The organism is Candidatus Rickettsia mendelii, assembly GCF_057543435.1.
This window is the reverse complement of the sequence record NZ_BTGX01000024.1, coordinates 17,501-41,191: the sequence shown is the minus strand read 5'-3', so window position 1 is coordinate 41,191 and position 23,691 is coordinate 17,501. Positions and strand designations below refer to the sequence as shown.

Sequence of the window (23,691 nt, the reverse complement as noted above, 5' to 3'; positions counted from 1 at the left end):
TTTTACTCTTAAATTATAATTATATTATTAAGGTGCAGTAAGAACTATATAACATTTCTACTCTCTAACAATGCCTTCATATTCTTTTTTTAGAGTATCGGCAATTTTATGATCATCAAAAACAATCTTTTTACTACCAATATCTATAGAATGAATACTTTGAACTTCAATTGCTGTCCCTGTAGCAAAACATTCGGTAAAATTCTCTATTTGTTCTAACCTCAAGCGTTTTTCTTTTACTTTAAGTCCTAAATTTTTTGCAATTTCAATAATAGTTTGCCTTGTTATACCATTTAAAAATCTATCAGCAATCGGAGTATATAGCACATTCTCTTTAACAAAAAAAATATTTGTTGTGCTACACTCAGCAATGAATCCTTCATAATCAAGTAGTAACGCATCATCATATCCAAGAGCGTTAGCTTCCTTCTTACTAGTTATTGCCATATTATAATGAGCAGCAGATTTAGATTGTGGTGGCATTGCGTTTGGAGCTGCTTTACGCCAACAGCTTATACTTAAATTTATCCCTTTTGAAAAAGACCTAGGCATAGAAGGAATACTGGCAATCAAAAGATTAGTCGACAAATTAGTATTAGTAATATTTAATGATTCACTTCCACACCAAATAAGAGGTCTTATATATGCATCTAGAATTTTATTTTTTTCTATAACTAATTCATGAGCTCTTATAATTTCATCTAACCTATAAGGTACTTTTAAATACAAAGCTTCTGCTGATTTTATTAATCTTTCCGTGTGCTCTTTTAGCTTAAAGATCTTGCCGTTATAAGCTCTTTCACCTTCAAACACTGCTCCAGAATAATGCAAACTATGAGTTAAAACATGAATTTGAGCACGCTTAGCAGGAATTAACTTACCATTAACCCAAATATATCCAATATTCTTATCTGAAAGTTTTGTCATTGTCATTAACTTATATTTATACTATATATAATATTATAAGTAATCATCTACAAATTAATAAAAATATATGCAGGAATATAAGGCTCATATTTTAATAGTTGATGATGATAGCAGAATATTAGCACTTTTACAGCAATTTTTAAATAAAAATGAGTTTTTAGTATCAACAGCAAATTCAGTTATCGAAGCCAAAAACCTATTAAAAACTTCAGATTATGACTTAATTATTTTAGATGTTATGTTGCCGGAAATAACCGGCATCGATTTTGCTACTGCTATACGAGATGCTGGTAATAACATACCTATAGTAATGCTGACTGCTTTATCTAAACCTGATAATCGAGTTAAAGGTCTTGAAGCTGGTGCTTCAGATTATATCACTAAACCATTTGAACCGCGAGAATTATTACTGCGTATAAATAATTTAATTAATAATTATAATAATTTTAAAAAAGAGCAAAATATAATTAAATTTGGCAATAGCTTCTATAATTTTAATACAAAAGAATTTACTAAGAATAACCAAATAATACCTATTACCTCTACTGAACAAAAATTACTTGAGATATTAATAGAACACTGTGGCAAATCTATTAGTCGTTTTGAGCTTTCAAAGATAATGGGAGGTCTTAGTATACGCTCAATTGATGTACAAGTTACTAGAATAAGAAGTAAAATAGAAGATAATCCTAAAGAACCAAAATATTTAAAGACTGTGCGTAATGAAGGCTATGCTCTTTATATCTAAAGTGCTACAGCGTATTTTAGAACGCAGAAGGTTTAATGAATTTAAAGATAAGATAGCTACACATATAAAAAGCGTAGCATACAAGTTAGTTCTAAAAAATTCGTCTGTATCAAGCTTCTTAAAATATGTTGTACCAAAAACATTATTTGCACGTTTTATGCTAATAATAATTATTCCAATTTTAATAGGACAAATCGTTGCTATATTTTTGTTTTATGATCGTCATTGGTATAATGTCTCATATTATACCAGCACTATTATAATCAATGAAATAGAGTCACTAATTAAAGAACATAGGAATAACCTAAGAGAAATAACGCAACTATCAGAAAATTATCTTAATTTATCTTACCAATTTCAGGGTAATAAAAAATTACCTGTAAAACAACCAAAATTAAGTGAGCCTTTAACTATATTTAAGAATATTCTAGATATTAAAATTCATGAAAAAAATGTAGTTAAATTAAATAAGGAAAATAAAATTGAAGTATTTTTAGAACTAAATAATGAAATATTATATATTACTTTTCCTGCAAAATTATTACTTAATCCTACTGTATATATTTTTGTTTTATGGATTATATTCTTAACAGCTATATTACTTTCCATTTCAATTATTTTTTCTAAGAATCAAATTAAACCAATACTTGCTCTTGCAGATGCTGCTGATGAATTTGGACGCGGTATCTTAAAAAGTAAAAATTTTAAACCTTCTGGCGCTTTGGAAATAAGAAAAGCTGGTGTTGCTTTTTTAAAAATGAAAGCTCGAATAGAAAAGCAAATTACCAAAAGAACCACTATGCTTGCTATGATTTCACATGATTTAAGAACACCTTTAACACGTATGAAATTACAACTTGAATTGATGGATGAAACTGAAGAAACAGCAGGACTAAAACAAGATATATTAACTATGCAGCAAATGATCAATTCTTATTTGGATTTTACGCAAGGCGAAAGCGCAGAAAAATTTGAAGAATTTTTAATTTTACCTTGGATTGAATATTTTTTAAATAAATGGGCACATGTGAGTATTGAATTTATAAAACCTACTAATATAGATAATTTAAAAGTACACATTAAACCAAATTCTTTTGAAAGAGCCTTGTCTAATTTAGTCGATAACGCTATAAAATATGGTACTAAAGTTAGAGTAATGCTAAGTGGTAATTCCTATGTTGTATCAATAATTATTGAAGATAATGGTCTTGGTATAGATGATACAGAAAAACCTTTTGTATTCAACCCATTTTATCGATCAGATAAAGCAAGACAACTTAGTAATTCAAGTAATGTAGGTCTTGGGCTTGCTATTACTCATGAGATAATAAATGATCATAAAGGATTTATTTATTTAGATGATAGTAATGATTTAGGTGGACTATCAGTTAAAATTGAAATTCCTAGAATTATATAATTTTTAATGACAAATATAAAACATTTAGCAATAATAATGGATGGTAATGCACGCTGGGCAAAACAGCATAACTTACCAAAACACGAGGGACATAGGACAGGAGCTGATAAAATTCGTGAATTACTACCTGCATTCCTTAAATTTGGCATACCTTACATAACTTTATATACTTTTTCTTCTGAGAACTGGCAACGTTCAGCTGCAGAAGTATCTTTTTTAATAAGATTATTAAGTATTTATTTAAAAAATGAACTAAATAATTTACATAAGAACGGAGTTAAAATAAAAGTAATAGGTAGGCTTAATTTACTTAGTATTTCATTGCAAGAACAAATAAATAATGCTATAGAATTAACAAAAAATAATAATAAAATAACACTTTGTATAGCTTTTAGTTATGGAAGTCGTCAAGAAATAACTGATGCTTGTCAAAAAATTATTGCCAGTGGTAAAAAAGAGATCTATGAACAAGACTTACAAAATGCTTTCTATGATTCTGAGATGCCGGATGTAGATTTATTGATAAGACCTGGAGGAGTTTTTCGAATTAGTAATTTCTTACTTTGGCAAGCAGCTTACGCTGAATTATATTTTTCACCGAAATGTTGGCCTGATTTTAATAAAGGCGATATAATAGAAGCTATAAATGATTATTCAAAAAGAAAAAGAACATTTGGTAAAAGGTAATATATATCTAAGGATTTTGTCAAGTATAGTTTTAGTACCATTATTTGTTATAGCAATACTTTGGGTTAAACCTTTATTTTATATTTTAATGATGTTAGTAGCTATAGGGATGCTATACGAGTGGTATCATATGACTAGATCTTCTATTCCATATTTGTTAATCGGATTAATTATTATTCTGCTTCCCATAAGTTTATTAATATTGTTAAGCACAGGATATACAAATAGATGGCTTATTATGCTTTACTTTTGTATAATTTGGTCAGTGGATACATTTGCTATGGTTGGCGGCAAAACTTTTCAAGGAATAAAATTAGCTCCCAAAATTAGCCCTAAAAAAACTTGGAGTGGTTTAGTTACAGGAATATTATCAGCAGGATTGGTTGCAATTTTAATTAGTTTAATACCTAGTTTTAATATTGAAAATTACTATTTTTCAAATAAGATTTTTTTATTTATAATTAGTTCTATATTAGCTTTAGTAGCTCAATTAAGTGATTTATTTATTTCATATTTTAAAAGAAAATTTAATATTAAAGATAGTGGCACTATAATACCTGGTCACGGAGGAGTATTAGATAGATTTGATAGTATAATTTTAACTGCTCCTATATTATTCTTTATAAAGATATTATTTTTATGACTATTTTTAATTATATACATTTAAATAATAATGCTAAAAGGTTAATCTTAAACATTTTTTTAGCTTTATTGCTCGGCTATTTCGTTTTCCACTGCATTTACGGCAATAAGGGAGTAATTGCATATTTAAAAGTAAATAGACAGCTTGACAAAGCTTATGAGGAATTAAAATTACTGCGAGCAGAAAGAGTAGAACTTGAGCATAATATTAAATTATTAAGAACGGAATCGCTAGATAAAGATATGCTAGATGAGCAAGCTCGCAAAGTTTTAGGAGTAGCAGCTCCAAATGAACAGGTATTTACAATTAAAAATTAATTATGACTATTAAAATTTATCAAAACGACCTACCAGACAATTTCAAGCTTGAAGGTAATTTAGCTATAGACACTGAAACAATGGGATTAAATTTGCATAGAGATAAGTTATGCTTATTACAATTTAGTAATGGCAATGGTGCAGCCCATCTTGTTCATTTTATAAATCAAGATTACACAGCTCCTAATCTAAAAACATTATTATCTCAAAAAGATCGATGTAAGATATTTCACTTTGCTAGGTTTGATTTAGCAGCAATAAAGAAATATTTAGAAATTGACTTAGAGAATATTTTTTGCACTAAAATATCTTCAAAACTAGTAAGAACCTATACTGATAGTCATGGGCTTAAGGATTTATGTCGAGAGCTGCTTTCTATAAGTATTTCCAAACAACAACAATCTTCCTACTGGGGTGCTGAAATTTTATCTCAAGAACAACAAGAATATGCAGCTAAAGATGTACTGTATTTACATCAATTAAAAGATATTTTACAAAAAATGTTACTCAAAGAAAATAGGCTTGAACTTGCACAAAATATTTTTAGATTTTTGCCAACCCGAGCTAATTTAGATTTACTTGGCTGGAGTGAGATTGACATTTTCATGCATTAGAGACTGTTATACTACGCTTGTATAGTTATGCCCAATCCACATGTATGATTCTATAATGTACCTAACAGTATAACTTATATTATTCCCACGAAAACAGAATCTAATAAAAAGTTATAACAAGTGTTTTATGTTTTTATTCTAAAAAATGTATAAATTTTTTTAAATATTAGGTTTGTGTTTTCTAGATTCCTGCTCTTCGCAGGAATAAAATCAATTGCCTTTCACTAACCATAAAATAAGGCTAGTCCTATCTAAAATTTAAAATAATCTTAACAAACAATATTTACAATTTTACGAGGGATAAGAATAATTTTCTTAGGTTCTTTCCCTTTTAAGAATTTTTGTACCTTAGGTAAAGATGTAGTAATTTTTTTTATATCTTCTTCACTTGCTTTACTATCAAACTCATAAATATCTCGAAGTTTACCGTCAACCTGCACTGCTATAACATATGTCTCTAATTCTAGAATTGATTCATCAAATATAGGAAAAGCTGTATTATATAAAAATGTTTTATGACCGAGTTTCTGCCAAATTTCTTCGGTAATATGTGGTATAAAAGGGTTAAGTAGTTGCACTAAAATAGTAAATCCATAATTTACAGTCTTAACATCAACTTTTTCTTTAGCAAGTTCACTTGATATAGCATTAAAAAGCTCACGCATACGTGCTATTGCTCTGTTTAAGCTAAAAAGCTTTATGTCCTCAGCAACCTGTTTTATAGTAAGATGTATTAACCTATTAAGGTCTTTATTAGTTTTAGTACCATCCGTATCATCTTTTAAAGAAGTGATCATTTCTAGCATATGCTCAAGCTTATTAATAAAACGTGCACAACCTTCAATACCACCAGCTGACCATTCTAGATCTTTTTCAGGGGGACTATCCGATAACACAAAAAGCCTAACTGCATCTGTTCCATATTGCTTTTGTATTGTTTCAAGATCAATGAGATTTTTCTTAGATTTACTCATTTTCTCGATGCGTCCCTGCACTACCACAGCACCGCTTTCCTTATGAAAAAATTTATTACCATTTTTAACTACTTCTTCAGGATATAACCAGTTATTATGTTCATCTTTATAAGTAGCATGTAGCACCATACCTTGTGTAAATAATCCTTTAAAAGGTTCACGAACACTTATGTAATTTTGTTCGTTCATTACTTTTGTAAAGAACCGTGCATATAATAAATGCATAATTGCATGCTCGATACCTCCTATATATTGATCAACAGGTAACCAATAATCACAAGCTTTCTTATCTGCTATCTCTAAAGCATTTACATTACAATATCTAGTAAAATACCAAGAAGATTCAAAAAATGTATCAAAAGTATCTGTTTCACGAATAGCTGGTTTGTTACATTTTGGACAATTTACATGTTTCCAAGTAGGGTGATTATCAAGCGGATTACCTTGACCATCAAAATTTATATAATCAGGTAAAGTAACTGGTAAATCTTTATACGGTACAGGTACTATCCCACAAGCTTTACAGTGAATTATAGGAATAGGACAGCCCCAAAAGCGTTGACGAGAAATCCCCCAATCTTTTAAATAATAATTTACACTGCGTGTACCTATTCCTAACTTTTCAAACTTGGCAATTACCTTTTGTTTTGCTTCATTGCTAGTTAACCCATTTAAGAAATCTGAATTAATAAGAAATCCATCTTCAGTATAAGCTGCTTTTTGTACATCAATATCTGCTTGATTATTATTAACCACCTGCCTAATAGGTATATTCATTTTAACCGCTACTTCATGATCATGTACATCATGTGCAGGGCAGCCAAAAATTGCACCAGTACCGTAATCCATTAAAACAAAATTAGTAATAATAATTGGTAGCATTATACTCGAATCAAATGGATGAATAGCATAAAGCCCTGTAGGTACTCCAGTTTTTTCTGCCTTACTGAGTTCAGCACTACCTGTTGTATTTGAACATTTAGTTATAAAATCTGATATCTCAGCTGTTTTAGAAATAATTTTTTCTATTATTGGATGATTAAAGGCAATAGCTATAAAGGCAGCACCAAAAATAGTTTCAGGTTTAGTTGAAAATACTTCAATAGTGATATTTTCATTATCTTTAATCTTAAAATGAAAATTAGCACCAATAGATTTACCGATCCATTTCTCTTGCATAGAGCGCACAGCTTCAGGCCACTCTTTTAAATTTTGGATTTCATTCAGCAATTCTTCAGCATAAGCAGTAATTTTTAAAAACCACTGCTTTAAATAGCGTTTTTCAATAATCGCACCTGAACGCCAACCGCGTCCATTAATCACCTGTTCATTTGCAAGTACAGTATTATCAACTGGATCCCAATTAACGAGAGATTCTTTCTGATAAGCAAGATTTCTTTCATAGAGTTCTAAAAAGAATTTTTGTTCATGTTTATAATATTCGGGATCGCAACTATTTATTTCTCTAGACCAATCATAAGAAAAGCCCATAGATTTTAGCTGCTCCCTCATATTCTCGATATTTGAATAAGTCCATTCTTTCGGATGAGAATTATTTTTTATTGCTGCATTCTCTGCAGGTAAACCGAAAGCATCCCACCCCATAGGATGCAATACGTTAAAACCCTGCATAATCATAAATCTAGCCATTACGTCCCCTATAGAATAGTTGCGTACATGACCAACGTGGATTTTACCAGAAGGATAAGGCAACATTTCAAGCACATAATATTTCGGTTTATTGCTGTCATTTGATACTTCAAAAGCTTTTTCTTCATGCCAGATTTGTTGCCATTTTTGTTCGATATGATTCATAATTATCTTATATTCTATCAGTATTAAAACTTAGTAAATATAGGAATTTAAATAAAAATCTTACGTTTACCTTACAATCTAAGACAAAGAAATCTTTGTCTTAGATTACTCAACTTTTAACCAAGGTACGAATAAAAAGTTATCATTACCTCGCATTATTAATATATAAATCTCTAGCTTTTCTTAAGATCTTATCCTCAAACACAATAGAAAGGTTTGAGGTACTTTTACTAAGCACCCACTGTTTATTGTTAAGTATTTCTTCAAATACTTTTACTTCAATGGCTTCTGGACTTATTATATTATCTTTAATAAATATATTTATTTTGAAGCGAAAATTAGCTTTAGAGTGTGGGCTATACCAATCTGTAATAATAACACCACCATTTGAATCAACTGATGCAAGAGGAACAAAACTTAAAGTTTCTATTGCTGCTTGCCAAAGATATTTATTAACTGAGCAACCAACAGCCTTAGTAGATTTGTTTTTTACTCTAAGAGGTCTAAAGACTAGTCCTTCTTCTCCTGTTATAGAACCTACTTCATCCCATTTTTGCTCTCTTTGAGTTTTTGGGTAATCATCGGCTAATATATTATTATTTATTGTAATAAATAATAATATAAAAAACAACCCTACATTTTTTTTCATAATATAATGTTTAATTAGTTTACTTGAAGAAAATAATAGAGAATCTTTAACTACTAGTCAAAAATTATTTAAAACAACTTTGGTTTTGCTGGTATATATTAAAAGCATTCAATGCCATTAGTGTTTTTATATAAGCTAGAAAAAATAAGCTTAATATAACATTAAATTTTTAAGTTTGATAAAAAACTTGTTTATATATATTTTTTTACTGGATTCTTACTTCCACAGAAATAACATTGTATCTATTGTTTGAACCATAACTACAACATTAACACTTTTAGTAGCTTACAATCTACACCTTAACAGGCATGACAACAAAAATATCTTTAGGATTTTCAGGAAATTTAATAAGTACTGGTGCTGAAACATTTGAAAAATATAATTCTACTAAATCTGATTTCACAGCACTTAGAACATCTTCTAAATATTTAGGATTAAATCCTATAGTTAATGATTCATCACCGCTATATTCATAAAAACTTTCTGTATCTTGCGAAGCATTAATAAACTCTTTTGCATTTCCTCTTGCTTCACCTATTGCACTAATTTCTAGCATTTCAGAAGATAACGACAATTTGATCGCTCTAAATTTTTCAACCGTTATTATAGCTATTCTTTCTATGCTATCTGCAAATACTTTACGATTAATTACTAATTTTGAGCTACTAACTTCTGGAATAAAAACACTATAATTAGGGAAAGTACCATCAATAAGCTTTGATAACATAATAATATTCTCATTACATATAAACTTAATCTTAGTGCTACTTAGCAAAATTTCTATATCTGCATTTATATTTTTAGAATCCTTAACTATTTTTAGAATTTCCTCTGCACTTTTCTGTGGTAATATAATACCAAAATCTTCTATTTTTCTTTCCAATAATATAGATGAAACAGATAGCCTATGCCCATCAGTACTTGCAGAATAAAACTCCCCATTCTTTACGTGCAGATAGATACCATTTAAATTATAACGAGTTTCATCCAAGGAAACCGAAAATTTTGTCAATTCGATTATTTTAGCAAAATCAGCACAAGAAATTTTTAAATTTGCTTCCTCATTAATATTATCCATAACTGGAAAAGAAGAAACTGGTAAAGTAAATAAATTAAATCGGCAACTTTTTCCTACTATCTCAAGTCCTGTAGTACCAAGATCAGTAAGTATAAGCTCAGCATCAGAAAGCTTTCTGACTATATCATTTAAAGTCTTCGTTGATACGGTAAGTTCACCCTCGCTTATCACCTGCGCTCCTATCTTTTGACTTAAATACAAATCCATATTAGTAGCGCTAAGCTCAAGCATTCCGTCTTTTGCTAACAATTTAATATTTGCAAGCTCATATATTACATTACGTTTTTCAACAACAGAACTTGCAAAACCAAGTGCTTGCATCAATGTTTTTGTCTCAACTATTATCTTTAACATATTGTTATTCTCTTAATATCCCTTGGAATCTTTGTTCAATAGTAGTAATTAAATTTTTACTAAATGAATTTAAATCAGCTTCGTTTAAAGTACGATTGTCAGCTTGTAGCTCTACTCTAACCGCTATAGATTTTTTACCTTCTGATAACTTATCACCACTATAAATATCAAATAACGTAACTGATTTAACAAGCTTTTTATTTAAATGATTAATATGTGATATTATCTCACCTACAGGCTGATCCTGATTAATGATGAATGCATAATCTCTAAAATTAGCTTGAAAAGATGATATTATGAATTCATCTCTTTTTCCAAATTTAGCTTTTGATAAGGGTAAATTTGTAATATTTAACTCAAAAGCAAATACTTCTTCTTTAATATTATAATGCTTTAAGATTTTAGGGTGTATTTGCCCAAAATGACCTAATAAATTTTTCCTAAGCATTAGATTTGATGATCTAGTAGGATGATAATATGAAGGTGTAGTTTGATCTGGTACTATACATTTATCCATACATAGACCTGCATAATCAAACACAAGTTCTAAATCACTTTTAAGATCAAAAATATCATATGCTCTTCCTCTTTCATGAGGGTTTTTGTGATTATATGCTCCAGTTATAACTGCCGTTAGGTGAGTTACTTCTGTATTTAAATCTATAAAACTTGGACCAACTTCAAAAAAAGCCATATCTTTTATAGAGCGTGCTAGATTTTTTTGAACTAAGCATAATAAATTTGGCAATATGCTAGGACGCATATAATTATCTTCAATGCTAATAGGATTTAATAAAAATAACTCTTCTTTTAATTCTACAAATAATTTAGCATCTTCACTATTCATAAATGAGTTAGTAACTACTTCATCATAACCCCTACTTGCTAATATCCTTTTAAAAGTAGAAATCTTTTTATGTCTTCTCAGACTATTATCATTTTGTTCTAATTCTGGTAATTTTATATTCTCTATTTTATCATACCCATAAATTCGTGTTATCTCTTCCACTATATCTTCTAAAATGACTATATCATGACGCCAAGAAGGAGGTGTTATTCTTATAATATCTTCTTTAGTATCTGTAATAAAACAAAGTTTATTCAATATAGCTTCTATTTCTTTGATATTTAGTTTAATTCCAGTAATTTTTTCTAAATAATTAGCAGAAAAATCTAAAGATTTTTTAGGTATTTCTTTTTCTCCTACCATTACTATCTCTGATACTTCACCAGCACCACATATTGATAAAATCAGGTTAGTAGCTATATCCAAAGCCTTTTCGGTAAAATTTCTATCTATATTACGTTCAAAGCGATACTTTGAATCAGTATCAATCTGTAATCTACGACCACTAGCTGCAACTATTTTAGCATTAAAGCAAGCAGCTTCTAGCAAGATATTTGTTGTACCACTATTACAGCTACTATTAAGAGCTCCGATAATACCTGCAAGGGCTTGCACACCATTTTCGTCTTTTATTACCAAGTCACTTTCGTTAAGTAGATATTCCTTATAATTTAGAGCTTTGAATTTATTAATTTCTTTTTCTTGAACATTATTTTCAACACTAACTATATTGTTCTTGTAGAGGCATGAATCTACATTCCCTATTTCATTATATACACAATCAAGATTATGAACACTAAATTCCTGCTGTTGCTGGGATGATATTGCGTATCCAACCATAATATCGCCTTTTAACTGATCTGCATCATAGGCATGTATTGGCTGTCCAAAGCTATAAGAAATATAATTCGTTACATCAACTATGGCAGAAATAGGCTTTATACTAATATTTTTAAGTAATTTCTGTAACCACTCAGGACTTGGTTTATTCTTTAAATGTTTTATTTCTCTAAATGTAAATAATGGACAAACAGCTTTATCTTGCACAATAAGCTTCGTTTTAGAAGTAAATGTACCTTGTATCTTTGGAATTTCCAATCCTTTGAGTATTCCTACACCTTTTGCTGCTAAATCTCTTGCAATACCATAAACTCCTAAAGCATCTCCCCTATTAGGAGTAATGTTAACATCAAATATAGGATCATCTAAGCCATAATATTTGGTAAAAGGTTCTCCAATTACAGCGCTTTCAGGAAGTTCTATAATACCTTCAGATTCAGAAGCAAGTAATAATTCTTCTTCTGAACACAGCATACCACAGCTTTTTTCTCCTCTAATAGTAGATTCTTTGATTTTAAACTTACCATTTGGTATCTCAACCCCGATATTTGCTAGTACCACTTTAATACCAGATCTTGCATTACTTGCTCCGCAGACTATCTGTATTACACAATTTTTGCTCTCAACATCACAAAGCTTTAATTTACTAGCTGACGGATGAGGTCTAGTGTTTATTATATGTGCTACTTCAAACTTTTGCAACTCACTTGCCTTATCTATTACCTCTTCTACTTCAAGCCCAATATCTGTTAAGCTTTCAGCAATTTCAGCTATTGTAGCTGACGTCTCTAAAAACTGCTTTAGCCATGATAATGTAAACTTCATTTAGTTAACCCTCCAGCTAAATTTGGTATATCAAAGCTAGAAAAGCTATAATGTTTTAACCAACGCAAATCACCTTCAAAAAATTGTCGTAAATCCTTAATATTATACTTTAACATTGCAAAACGTTCAACTCCAAGACCAAAAGCAAAACCTTGATATTCACTGCTATCAATACTAACATTTCTTAGCACATTTGGATGTATCATTCCGCAACCTAAAACTTCTAGCCATTTATCGTTTTTATTCATACGAATATCAACCTCGGCAGAAGGTTCTGTAAATGGAAAAAAGCTAGGTCTAAAACGTAGCTCGATATTAGAATTCTCAAAAAAACTTTTTATAAACCCGGTAATAACATATTTTAAATGCCCCATATGAATATTTTTATCAATGACTAATCCTTCAATTTGATGAAACATCGGAGTATGTGTTATATCCGAGTCTGACCTATAAGTTCTTCCTGGAGCTATAAATCTAAAAGGCGGTTTGCAACTACTCATTACTCTAATTTGTACTGTTGAGGTATGGGTACGTAATAACATTAGCTTGTTATTGTCCTGACCTTTTAAATAAAAGGTATCATGCATTTGTCTTGCCGGATGATCATCTTCAAAATTAAGAGCAGTGAAATTATTAAAATCATTCTCAATATTTGGTCCGTCTTCAACAGTAAAGCCAAATTGTGAAAATACTTGGATTAACTCCTCACTACACTGAGTTATTGGATGGATAGATCCTTGTTTATATTTTCTAGCCGGAATTGTCAGATCAATTTTATCTAAAGCAAGATTAAGATTTAGCTCCTGCTCTTCTAAAATTTCTTTTTTTACTTTAATTATATTCTGTACCTTATCTTTTAAGCCATTGATTTTTATGCCAAAATCTTTCCGTTCCTGCTCATTTAAATTTCCTAACTTTTTAAACTCATTAGTGACTACACCATTCTTACCTAAAAATCCTACCTTGTATTGTTGCAACTCTCTTAAATCGCGCACTAATAAGATTTTTTCCTCAGCAAGCTGTAGTATTGTTTCTGTATTATATATAATCTTCTGTTTATCTATATTTTTATTCACTCTAGCCCTCGCTTTCGCTAAAATCATGCCTAAATACTTTAAACCAATTTACATAACATATAGTTCTTTTCTATACCTATTAATCTTGCTTTAAATATTTGTCCTTTTTTTAGAAACTTATCTAACTTTACAGGAATAAAATTCTCGGTATGAGCTATATTATTATTCTCTACTAACAATTCTACTTTTTGGCCTATATGCTTTTTAAAAAACTGAATTAATTGTTTTTGTCCTTCTTGTCTTAAAATTTTGGCTCTTTCTTTTCTAATCGCTTTTGGCAATTGCGGCATACGCGCTGCTGGCGTTCCTTCTCGTTCTGAATATGGGAAAACATGCAAATATTGTAATTCTGCTTCTGCGATTAATCTTCTTGTATTTTCAAACATTTCATCAGTTTCCGTTGGGAAACCTGCTATAATATCTGCACCAAACGATACCTCTGGTCTTATTGCACGTAGTTTCGTGCAAAACTCGATGACATCTGTACGATTATGTCTTCTTTTCATACGCTTTAATAGCATATCATCACCTGCCTGCAGGCTAATATGGAAATGTGGCATTATCCTTTCATTATATGCTATAAGCTCAAATAGCTCGTCATCTATTTCAGCCACATCTATCGAAGATAACCTAAGCCTTTTTAATTCTGGTACTAAACTCAAAACACGTTTAATCATTCCAGCAAATGTCGGAGAACCAGGCAAATCGCTACCGTAAGCTGTAATATCTACACCAGTAAAAACTACTTCTTTAAAGCTATTTAATACTAGATGTTTTACCTGCTCTATTATAGTTCCTATTGGAGTAGACCTGCTTTTACCTCTACCGTAAGGAATTATACAAAAAGTACAAAAATGATTACAACCATTCTGTATTTGAATAAAAGCGCGAGACTTACCGTCAAAGCTACTTATTAGATGATTTGCTGTTTCTTTGACTGACATTATATCATTAACTACTATTCTTTCACCTATAATTTGATAATAATCAGGTAATAATTTTTCTTCATTACCTATAACCTTATCAACTTCCAGCATATTGCTATACATTTGAGGATTAGTTTGTGCACTGCAACCTGTAACGATAATTTTCAAATCTGAATCATTCTTTTTAGCACTACGAATAGCTTGACACGCCTGTTTCTCTGCAGACTTAGTTACAGCACAAGTATTAAATACTAAAACATTTTCAAGACCTGATAACTCAAGATTTTTTCTTATTATTTCACTTTCGTATATATTAAGCCTGCAACCAAATGTTACTACTTTTTGCTTTAGATTATCGCTCATAATAATATTCCCCTTGAGCTACTAGTTTTGCAGTGCCTTGCATTATTATGTTTCCATTCTCTTCTTTCATAATAAGGCTACCATGCTTAAATATTACTTGACTTGGAGAATGAATAAACCCCAATTTTAAACCAGCAGCAAAACTAGCACATGCTCCGCTTCCGCAAGCAAGAGTTAGACCTACTCCTCTCTCCCAAACTGATAAATAAATTTTATTATTTTTAACGCTTGCAAAATTCACATTTATACCATCAATAAATAATTCTTGACTTTGTAATTTTTCACCAACAATTCTTTGATCTTGAAGTGCTAATCTACTAAAAATAACTAAATGCGGATTACCGACATCAACACAAATAGTTTCTTTTAAATCAATCATATATCGCTCAGCAAATTCCCAAATTTTTTCATGATTAGGCATCCAAGATTTATTAAAACTAACAGCTCCTACGTTAACACTAATGTTATTTTTATCTTCAACATTACATAGTAATCTTTTACCATTAACAGTTATAATAATATTTTTTTTTCCTGTATTAAGATAAATTAACTGTACTAAACACCTTGTAGCATTACCACATAATTTAGCACTAGAGCCATCTATATTATAGATAATCATTTCATAAGAATCATTTTGCTCTTCATAAATAATAAATTGATCGCATCCAATGCCAATATGACGATCAGCTATATTTTTTGCTAGCTGTGATAAATTATATGAGCTTGCTAAATCTCGTTTATTAATAATAACGAAATCATTTCCAAGCCCATGCATTTTTACAAAATTAATCCTACTAACCATATTAATTATAATATTTATGAAAGTGTATTATAGCAAATTTCTTGGAATTTAGTAAATAAATAAGTATAGTTGGTAATTACCTTAGCATTAGAATCTTTGAATTATCATAAAAATGAAAGTACTAAATATTATGTTAAGCCGTGATCTTGGCGGCATTCAGCAAGCATTTCTAGATTATAACACAGCTCTTGAGATGCAAAAAATTGAGGTTATAAATATTACTTCTTATAGAGCAAAAATAAATTTGCTTGTACACAGAAGCCTCAAACTATTGAATTTAGCTCCGATCGATTTGTTATCAGTGCTTACTCTTAAATATGTAATTTATAAAACCAAGCCAGATATAATTATAGCACATGGTAATAGAGCAATAAATTTTAGCAAATTTGCTAAAACATATAATATTAAATTAATAGGTATTGCTCATAATTATAGTTTAAAAGGACTGCGAAAATGTGATTATGTAATTGCCCTTACTAATCATATGAAAGAATATTTGCTGCAAAATAATTTTGCTAGATCTTCGATATTTATCTTGCCAAATATGATAAATATCACTAAAGATTTTATTAAAAATAAATCATACAAAAGACCTATTGTAATTGGCGTCTTAGCAAGATTTGTTGCTAAAAAAGGTATTAATATTTTTATTCAGGCTATAAAGCTGTTAAAAGATAAAAACTACGATATTTTAGTTGTTATAGGTGGAGGTGGAGAAGAAAAGGAAAAATTAATAGATTTAACACATAAACTTGGTTTACAAACCCAAATATCATTTATAGGCTGGATTAAAGACAAAAATAAGTTCTTTAAAAAAATCGATATTTTTTGCCTTCCATCTCTACATGAACCGTTTGGTATTATAATGCTTGAAGCAATGGAAGCAAGTCTTCCTATAGTTAGTACTAATACTGAAGGACCTAGAGAAATCCTACAACATATGAAAGAAGGCCTTATATGTAAAGCTGCTTCTTCTGAAGATTTAGCTGAAAAAATTGCTTATCTTTTAGATAATCCTGCAAAAGCTCAAGAATTTTCTAGAAATGCTTATCTAAGATTACAACAAAATTATAACATAAATGTTGTATCTAAAGAATTAGCAACACTATTGTATAACCTTTTAGAAAGAAAGTTAATTGAAAAACTCATATAGTATATTGATATAACAGTTAAAAAAAACTTAATTTAAATTAATATTCTAATTATATTAGTTTTTCTACTTTTATAATGTGGTTGTAGTACTAAATCAAACCACTATGCTACCTAAACTTGGATTACCTACTAGTTAGAATAGTTATTCTCTAGCACTAAAATATAATGATTCTAGAGTCTCATGATTAGAAATATTAGTTTGGCTTGAAATTAAGCTATAAGTTATTTATACATTGATTCGAAATACTATCATGGCTTATGACATAATCATGCCTATTTGTTTAAATATTTCTTCTGCTTCAATTTTTATGTCTTTGAAACATGCAACCTAGTAAATGCTCATTACTACTTGTAATGATTTTTTCCTATATAAAAGCTAAATAAACCAAAATGCAATAATGAAGAGCTAATACTTAAGGCTATAAGCATAAAAGCGCTATTGCTTTTTCAATAATTTTTATAAATTACAAATTAAATCTAAAATGTACTACATCACCGTCCTGCATTTTATATCCCTTACCTTCTAAGCGCATTTTTCCTACTTCCTTAGCTTTAGCTTCACTACCAAGATTTATGTAATCTTTATAATCAATAACTTCTGCTCTAATAAAACCTTTTTCAAAATCAGTATGAATAATACCAGCAGCAGCAGGTGCTAATGTGCCATCCTTAAACATCCAACTATGTGCTTCTTTTGGTCCAATAGTAAAGAAGCTTTTTAAGTTTAGTAAATTATAACTTTCTTTAATGACTCTACTAAGCCCTGTTTCTGTAAGACCTATATCCTTTAAAAATTCTTCTTTCTCCTCTAAACTTTCAAGTAAAGCGATCTCAGCTTCTATTTTTGAAGAAATCACTACAATTTTAGCATTTTCTTTTTTTGCTCGCTCTTCTATTACTCTTGTAAATTCATTACCTTTTGCTGCATCTTTTTCAAGAACATTACATACATATAAGACAGGCTTTGCAGTAAGTAGCTGTAACTGCTTTAAATTATCTACACCTAAACCTTTGTTCAGGACCCTTGCACGTTTTCCTTCACCTAATATTTTATAAACTTCCTTTAATAGCTCTATTTGCTCAGCTAATGTCTTATCACCTGCTTTCAAGCGCTTTTCACTTGTAGCTAAACGCTTCTCAACTGACTCTATATCAGCAAGTATTAACTCCATTTCGACTATCTCTAGATCATTTATCGGATCAACTTTATTATACACATGCGTTATATCCTCATCTTCAAAACAGCGTAATACATGTAATATTGCATCCACTTCTCTTATATGAGATAGAAACTTATTACCTAAGCCATCTCCTTTGCTAGCTCCTTTAACAAGCCCTGCAATATCTACAAACTCAACATAAGAAGGAACAAGCTTTGCACTACCTGCAAGATCTGCAAGTTTGTACAGACGCTCATCAGGCACTAAAACTTTACCACTATTAGGCTCAATTGTACAAAAGGGATAATTAGCAGCATCGGCTGCCTGACTTGCAGTTAAGGCATTAAATAATGTCGACTTACCGACATTCGGCAAGCCTACTATTCCGCACTTTAGTGTCATATAAGATCCTTGCACATATTAGTATATCATAGAATTTTGATAATAAGCACATCTTATAAATTCAAGTTTATAACCAAGCTTTTCATAAAACGGTCTCATTTAAAAGTTAATTATAATTAAAGTTATAAATACACATTTTTTCTTTTTCTAGCCTTTCTACTTTTTCCATTAACTTATGATACCACAATTTTAACTTCTAAAATTTTTATTATTATCAGTAATCGTAAATAAAATCGTGATCATCTAGAATTTTAATGTTTTTAGTTAAATACTCTTTATTCTCAGTAAAATAATTCAAATGATGAACTTTTATTAATACACTATACTTATTAGTCTATAAGTCTTAGTTTTCCCTAGACTCACTTGCATTGCATTGCTTTGCTCGTGTCAATCAGCAAAGCATAACATTATTGCAGGATTTCTTAATATTATTACCGACGCACACAACACATTATCAACATGACTTATATGTCACCTGAGCCAGATCTAAATAAAACATATAATTACGCTATTTTATTTTTAAATTTTTCTAATTTATTCCCTAATATTAAATCAAAATTATTAATAATTTTATTTATAACTTGCTTTGCTATTTCATATTCAGATTTAGGAAAATTATTAAGTACATAACCTGCTATATCTTCATTATTTTGTGGTCTACTTATGCCAATTCTAATTCGGTTATAGTTACTACCAATACTTTGATCAATTGACCTTAAACCGTTATGACCGCCACTACCACCACCAGTTTTAAATTTTACTCTACCTATATCTAAATCAATATCATCATGAATAACAAAAACTTTTTCAAGTGAAATATTATAATATGCTTTTACTGACATTACTGATTTGCCGGATAAATTCATATAAGTAGTAGGTTTTATAAACAATAATTTTTCCTCTTCCTTAATACTTTCAGCAATCTTGCAATTGAATTTTTTCTTTGTAATAAACAATGAATTATGCTGCTTTACTAGCTCATCTACTACAATAAAGCCAATATTGTGCCTAGTATTCCTATATTCCTTGTCAGGATTACCAAGACCAACAATCAGCATCATAAACATTACCTAATATATAGAAGACTTTAAGAAAATGTTGACTTAAAAGGGGTATAAAATCACTTTTCATAGACTTTATTAATATAGAATGTTAGTAGCTTGACGTGTATGAGCTTTCAATGATCATACACACAAAAATTGGAGCCTAGCAAAAAATATAAAAAACAAGTTTTTAACACTACATTAAATATTTCTATTGTGTACCTCACCTTGACACGAGTTAACATATTAACAATACAATAATGCTCTTCTTACTACTTTTCATCTTGTTGTTCTCCTTCAACCTCAGTTTTTGCTCCTCTACGCCCTATTATAGTTGCAAGAACAAATTCCTTTTTCGTAGCAAAACTGCATCTTTCTGGTAATTTTACTTTTGAAGATTTTAGTGAGGTAGCAATAGGCATATTAGTAACATCAATAGTTACATTTCTTGGAATATTATTAACATCGCACAACAAAGTCACTCTTCTTTTTACTATGTTAAAGTATCCACCTCTTTTAACACCTAAAGCTCTTTCTTTACCTTCATATATTATTGGTACTTCCATTTTTTGAATTTTTTCTTCTAAAAAGACAAAATCAACATGACGTACTATATCTGTCACTGGATGTAATTCTACAGCTTTTGGCAATACTTTGTAATGCTTTTTATCAATTGTTAAGTTAATTAACTGAGAGACAAAAGCCGGTTTTCTATAATGTTTAGTTATTTCTTTTTCTTCTAAAGAAATACTAATTGGCGTTTTATTAGCACCATAAATAATAGCAGGAATACGACCTTCTCGTCTTAATGCTCTTGCTGCACTAGTGCCAAATTCGGTGCGAGGTTCTGCTTCAAGTTCTAATATTTTACTCATTTCTCTAAATACTCTAGCTTTAAATAATAGGCTATGATAGTTGTAAGTAATAAAAAATTCAAGATGTAAATTATATATTTACAAATCTAATTTTACTCAATTCCTAAAAATTTATGTGCTTGCATTGATAACCTAGCACCGCTTTCTAACGCTAATCTTACAGCTAATGCATTATTTTCATTATTAAGTCTTGGATCGTTCTGATCCATAGGCTGAACAAAGACTGCTATATTATATGCAGTTTGTCCTACTTCCGGTATAGAACTATATTCTGAAATATTTTTAGCAATAATAAATTTCATTGCACTAATTTGAGGCAATAAATCCTCTCTTATTTTGCTATAACCATTTTTACCGGCTTTCGGTGAACAAATTATAGATACATCTCTTGGCAAAGAGCGATATAATGTACCATTCGTTTCAATTTGTACTCTAAAATCTTGATCTAATAATTTGTGACATAGTAATTCTATAGGTTGACGCATCGGCTCGCCACCAGTTATTACTACCAAATTAATAGATTTTCTATTTCTAGAATTCAAAGCTAAATTTTTTACCTTACTTAAAATCTCATTTATATTTAATAAATCAAAATCTTCAAATTCTGTATCACAAAAATTACAAGCAAGATTACACCCACCAAGTCTTATAAATATAGCAGGAATGCCAACAAAGATACCTTCACCCTGTATAGTCTTAAAAATAGACTTGACCTCTAGCGTAGTGCCATCACTGTTTAATATAGACCTTTTAGGATTTTGCCCAAACATTATTCTTAAATATACTTTGTAAATAAAAAATGCATTATACCACATATCATAAAAAACTTCTTGCAATAAATTGTAAAAAAACTATTATTTGGTTTTTATCGGTAAGGTGGCTTTAGTGTAGATAATTTATTACCCACAAACCTAAGAATACCAAATTTTAAGGAGCGATTATGCCTAAGTTAAAAACAAAGTCTGCTGTAAAAAAACGTTTTAAAATTACTGCTAGCGGTAAAGTTGTTGCATCTCAAGCAGGTAAAAAACACTTTATGCGTCGCCGCACTAAAGCTCAAATTCGTAATCTTCGTGGAACTACAATTCTTTGTGATCAAGACGGATATAATATTAAAAAGTATTTTCTTCCGTATGGCACAAACTAATTAATCAGGAGCTAAAGCAATGACACGTGTAAAATCAGGAAAATTTTCAAAAAATCGTCATAAAAAAATTCTCAAATTAGCAAAAGGCTATAGAGGTAGGGCTAACAACTGTTTTAGAATAGCTATTGAAAAGGTAGAAAAAGCTCTTCGTTATGCTTATAGAGATCGTAGAAATCGTAAACGCGATTTTAGGGGTTTATGGATTCAAAGAATAAATGCAGCAGTAAGAGAGCATGGGCTTGTTTATTCTCAATTTATGTGGGCTCTTAAAAAAGCTGAAATTGACATGGATCGTAAAATACTAGCAGAATTAGCAGTAAATCATAGTGAAGGATTTGCAAATATCGTAGAACAAGCAAAAGCACATGTTTAATCGCTTATTAGATACCTCTAGATTAAAGGCAGACTGTAATTGACAAAGTCAAAGTATTTTATTATAGATAATTAATTTTTATTTTCGTTTGGTATAAATATTATGAAGCGTACATTTCAACCTAGTAATTTAGTTAGAAAAAGAAGGCATGGTTTCAGAGCTAGGATGGCTACTGTTTCTGGAAGAGAAATCTTAAGGAAGCGTCGTGCTAAAGGTAGAAGAAAATTATCTGCTTAAAATATAACCGACCTATTAAATTGTCCATTACCTCTTTAAAAAATCAAAAAGAATTTGAGCTTATAAATAAGCTTGGTAAAAAGTTATATGAAAGGTATTTTATTTTAGTAATAGCAAAAAATCTTCCTCAAATTTTTCTTGAATCAAAATACAATATTTTTTTAGGAATCAAAGTTAGTAAAAAGCTAAATAAAAAAGCTGTTATCCGCAATAAAATTAAAAGGCGTATAAGACATATAATCAGGATTATTGTTAGTGATGCTAATCTTAAAGATATAAAGCTTGCTATAATAATTATTCCAAGAAAAGGATTTGATAAAATAGATTTCTCAGTCTTAAATTATGAATTAAGTAAAATAATCTTAAGAAATATTTAGTTTTTATATTATATAGTTTAAGGGAACTCTCCTCCATACCGCAGCTACAACCACAATATTTAAAAATATAATCTTATAGTATTTTTATGTTGGTTTATTATTGAGAATGGCTTCTATGGTGTCATCTCAGCAACAGCAATTTAATGTCTTTGCAGAGGGATGAAATCCAACACTTTAAAGAACTAAGTAAAAAACAAAAATTATTTATAGTATCTTAACTATACAAATCATAACCATACTATCACCTAACACTTCATCTTATTACTAAATTATAGTAATGGAGCATCATTTCCACTAATATTAGTTATATTATTGGTAGTGGAGTTATAAAAAGTTTTTATAACAGATAGAAATAAGATAATCAGTAACCATTTTTTAATCACCTCGATTATTAAGAATAAGAACATAGTTTTTACTTAATATCTCCTTTACTAGTGGATCATTATATATTTAGTTCTATCTTACTGTTATATTTTCTTAATTATAAAACAATAATTATTTTACAACACCCTAAAAAGATATCAGTAATTTAACTATGCTATAGATTAAATGCTTCTATAATATTCTTTTTTTAGCTAGTTATAGAAATTGCTTTTAGAAAATTAACTTTTCTATTTACTATGGCAATCTTAGAAAATTGACTTTGGTAATGATATCATTACCATTTTCATTTATTAAAATATTTATTAGGTATTGTAGATAACAGCATTTAAAATAAGTCTTACAGACACTAATGATTTAAAAGCTTAGACACTAAGACAAATTCACACCATAAATACTCACTATATATTAAAGAGGTAAACAAATAAGAAAATTTAATATTTCATTCAACAAAAATTATATCTAAAACTACATCTAAGATTCTTGCAATCTTACTAGATATATAAAAATTGATAACTGATTCTATATCTTTTAATAAAGTATCCAAATTCTCTAGAAAATTTATTTTAAGTTATTCATAGAGATTTTAAAATACATGACATTCACAGCTCTTAGAAAGCAAATCACATTTTTGACCTATTT

23 protein-coding genes and 1 pseudogene are annotated in these 23,691 nt (G+C 29.6%); 11 read left to right on the top strand and 13 right to left on the bottom strand.

The window, feature by feature from the left end:
- Positions 1-57 precede the first annotated feature (57 nt).
- Positions 58-933, bottom strand: coding sequence for a branched-chain amino acid transaminase (locus AC27F4_RS04250; RefSeq protein ID WP_487062387.1), 876 nt, complete (start codon positions 931-933; stop codon positions 58-60).
- A 61-nt stretch (positions 934-994) separates the two neighbouring features.
- Between AC27F4_RS04250 and AC27F4_RS04245 the strand changes: the two genes are divergently transcribed.
- Genes AC27F4_RS04245 through AC27F4_RS04220 form a run of 6 tightly spaced genes read left to right on the top strand, consistent with a single transcriptional unit; the run spans position 995 to position 5,353 of the window.
- Complete coding sequence (locus AC27F4_RS04245; RefSeq protein ID WP_487062385.1) at positions 995-1,675, top strand: response regulator transcription factor; 681 nt, start codon at positions 995-997, stop codon at positions 1,673-1,675.
- Positions 1,659-3,092, top strand: coding sequence for an ATP-binding protein (locus AC27F4_RS04240; protein WP_487062419.1), 1,434 nt, complete (start codon positions 1,659-1,661; stop codon positions 3,090-3,092). Before AC27F4_RS04245 ends, AC27F4_RS04240 begins: the two co-directional genes overlap by 17 nt.
- Positions 3,093-3,098: 6 nt before the next feature.
- Entirely contained in the window at positions 3,099-3,779 is a 681-nt protein-coding gene (gene uppS / locus AC27F4_RS04235) for a polyprenyl diphosphate synthase (protein ID WP_487062383.1), read from the top strand.
- Positions 3,739-4,422 carry a phosphatidate cytidylyltransferase gene (locus AC27F4_RS04230; RefSeq protein WP_487062381.1) on the top strand — a complete coding sequence of 228 codons (684 nt, stop codon included), beginning with the start codon at positions 3,739-3,741 and terminating at the stop codon, positions 4,420-4,422. Before uppS ends, AC27F4_RS04230 begins: the two co-directional genes overlap by 41 nt.
- Complete coding sequence (locus AC27F4_RS04225) at positions 4,419-4,739, top strand: FtsB family cell division protein (RefSeq protein WP_487062379.1); 321 nt, start codon at positions 4,419-4,421, stop codon at positions 4,737-4,739. The genes AC27F4_RS04230 and AC27F4_RS04225 overlap by 4 nt, the downstream gene beginning before the upstream one ends.
- A gap of 2 nt (positions 4,740-4,741) precedes the next feature.
- Entirely contained in the window at positions 4,742-5,353 is a 612-nt protein-coding gene (locus AC27F4_RS04220; protein ID WP_487062377.1) for a ribonuclease D, read from the top strand.
- A gap of 269 nt (positions 5,354-5,622) precedes the next feature.
- Here the strand turns inward: AC27F4_RS04220 and leuS are convergent, their stop codons facing one another.
- The 7 genes from leuS to dapF all read right to left on the bottom strand — a co-directional run bounded on the left by leuS (position 5,623) and on the right by dapF (position 15,902).
- The gene (leuS, locus tag AC27F4_RS04215) at positions 5,623-8,142 is read right to left on the bottom strand and encodes a leucine--tRNA ligase (RefSeq protein ID WP_487062375.1); all 2,520 of its coding nucleotides are present in this window, start codon (positions 8,140-8,142) and stop codon (positions 5,623-5,625) included.
- 145 nt (positions 8,143-8,287) lie between these two features.
- A complete protein-coding gene (locus AC27F4_RS04210) occupies positions 8,288-8,791 on the bottom strand; it encodes a DUF3576 domain-containing protein (RefSeq protein WP_487062373.1) in 504 nt (167 codons plus the stop codon).
- Positions 8,792-9,083: 292 nt separating this feature from the next.
- A complete protein-coding gene (gene dnaN, locus AC27F4_RS04205; RefSeq protein WP_487062371.1) occupies positions 9,084-10,223 on the bottom strand; it encodes a DNA polymerase III subunit beta in 1,140 nt (379 codons plus the stop codon).
- A gap of 4 nt (positions 10,224-10,227) precedes the next feature.
- Complete coding sequence (gene pheT, locus AC27F4_RS04200; RefSeq protein WP_487062369.1) at positions 10,228-12,735, bottom strand: phenylalanine--tRNA ligase subunit beta; 2,508 nt, start codon at positions 12,733-12,735, stop codon at positions 10,228-10,230.
- A complete protein-coding gene (pheS, locus tag AC27F4_RS04195) occupies positions 12,732-13,781 on the bottom strand; it encodes a phenylalanine--tRNA ligase subunit alpha (protein WP_487062417.1) in 1,050 nt (349 codons plus the stop codon). Before pheS ends, pheT begins: the two co-directional genes overlap by 4 nt.
- A 68-nt stretch (positions 13,782-13,849) precedes the next feature.
- A complete protein-coding gene (gene mtaB / locus AC27F4_RS04190; protein ID WP_487062367.1) occupies positions 13,850-15,100 on the bottom strand; it encodes a tRNA (N(6)-L-threonylcarbamoyladenosine(37)-C(2))-methylthiotransferase MtaB in 1,251 nt (416 codons plus the stop codon).
- Positions 15,090-15,902, bottom strand: a complete 813-nt coding sequence (dapF, locus tag AC27F4_RS04185) for a diaminopimelate epimerase (RefSeq protein WP_487062365.1) — start codon at positions 15,900-15,902, stop codon at positions 15,090-15,092. The genes mtaB and dapF overlap by 11 nt, the downstream gene beginning before the upstream one ends.
- 112 nt (positions 15,903-16,014) lie before the next feature.
- Here dapF and AC27F4_RS04180 point away from each other — a divergent pair, with 112 nt between their 5' ends.
- Positions 16,015-17,055 carry a glycosyltransferase family 4 protein gene (locus AC27F4_RS04180; RefSeq protein ID WP_487062363.1) on the top strand — a complete coding sequence of 347 codons (1,041 nt, stop codon included), beginning with the start codon at positions 16,015-16,017 and terminating at the stop codon, positions 17,053-17,055.
- 463 nt (positions 17,056-17,518) lie between these two features.
- Here the strand turns inward: AC27F4_RS04180 and ychF are convergent, their stop codons facing one another.
- The 4 genes from ychF to AC27F4_RS04160 all read right to left on the bottom strand — a co-directional run bounded on the left by ychF (position 17,519) and on the right by AC27F4_RS04160 (position 21,304).
- On the bottom strand, positions 17,519-18,616 hold the full coding sequence (ychF, locus tag AC27F4_RS04175) for a redox-regulated ATPase YchF (protein ID WP_487062361.1): 1,098 nt from the start codon (positions 18,614-18,616) through the stop codon (positions 17,519-17,521).
- 503 nt (positions 18,617-19,119) lie between these two features.
- On the bottom strand, positions 19,120-19,677 hold the full coding sequence (pth, locus tag AC27F4_RS04170) for an aminoacyl-tRNA hydrolase (RefSeq protein WP_487062359.1): 558 nt from the start codon (positions 19,675-19,677) through the stop codon (positions 19,120-19,122).
- 254 nt (positions 19,678-19,931) lie between these two features.
- On the bottom strand, positions 19,932-20,534 hold the full coding sequence (locus tag AC27F4_RS04165) for a 50S ribosomal protein L25/general stress protein Ctc (RefSeq protein ID WP_487062357.1): 603 nt from the start codon (positions 20,532-20,534) through the stop codon (positions 19,932-19,934).
- A 92-nt stretch (positions 20,535-20,626) separates the two neighbouring features.
- A complete protein-coding gene (locus AC27F4_RS04160; protein ID WP_487062415.1) occupies positions 20,627-21,304 on the bottom strand; it encodes a 7-carboxy-7-deazaguanine synthase QueE in 678 nt (225 codons plus the stop codon).
- 170 nt (positions 21,305-21,474) lie between these two features.
- On the opposite strand from AC27F4_RS04160, the gene rpmI reads away from it, so the two are divergent.
- The 4 genes from rpmI to rnpA all read left to right on the top strand — a co-directional run bounded on the left by rpmI (position 21,475) and on the right by rnpA (position 22,668).
- A complete protein-coding gene (gene rpmI / locus AC27F4_RS04155; RefSeq protein WP_487062355.1) occupies positions 21,475-21,681 on the top strand; it encodes a 50S ribosomal protein L35 in 207 nt (68 codons plus the stop codon).
- 19 nt (positions 21,682-21,700) lie between these two features.
- Positions 21,701-22,054, top strand: coding sequence for a 50S ribosomal protein L20 (gene rplT, locus AC27F4_RS04150; RefSeq protein ID WP_487062353.1), 354 nt, complete (start codon positions 21,701-21,703; stop codon positions 22,052-22,054).
- A 102-nt stretch (positions 22,055-22,156) separates the two neighbouring features.
- Positions 22,157-22,291 (top strand): 50S ribosomal protein L34, encoded by a 135-nt coding sequence (gene rpmH, locus AC27F4_RS04145; protein WP_487062351.1) that lies wholly within the window; start codon positions 22,157-22,159, stop codon positions 22,289-22,291.
- A 20-nt stretch (positions 22,292-22,311) separates the two neighbouring features.
- Positions 22,312-22,668: a ribonuclease P protein component gene (gene rnpA, locus AC27F4_RS04140; RefSeq protein WP_487062349.1), complete on the top strand. Its 357-nt coding sequence runs from the start codon at positions 22,312-22,314 to the stop codon at positions 22,666-22,668.
- Between the two features lie 826 nt (positions 22,669-23,494).
- Here rnpA and AC27F4_RS04135 read toward each other — a convergent pair.
- Positions 23,495-23,596 (bottom strand): annotated as a pseudogene (locus tag AC27F4_RS04135) (magnesium transporter CorA family protein); the annotation flags it as partial.
- Positions 23,597-23,691: the final 95 nt, after the last annotated feature.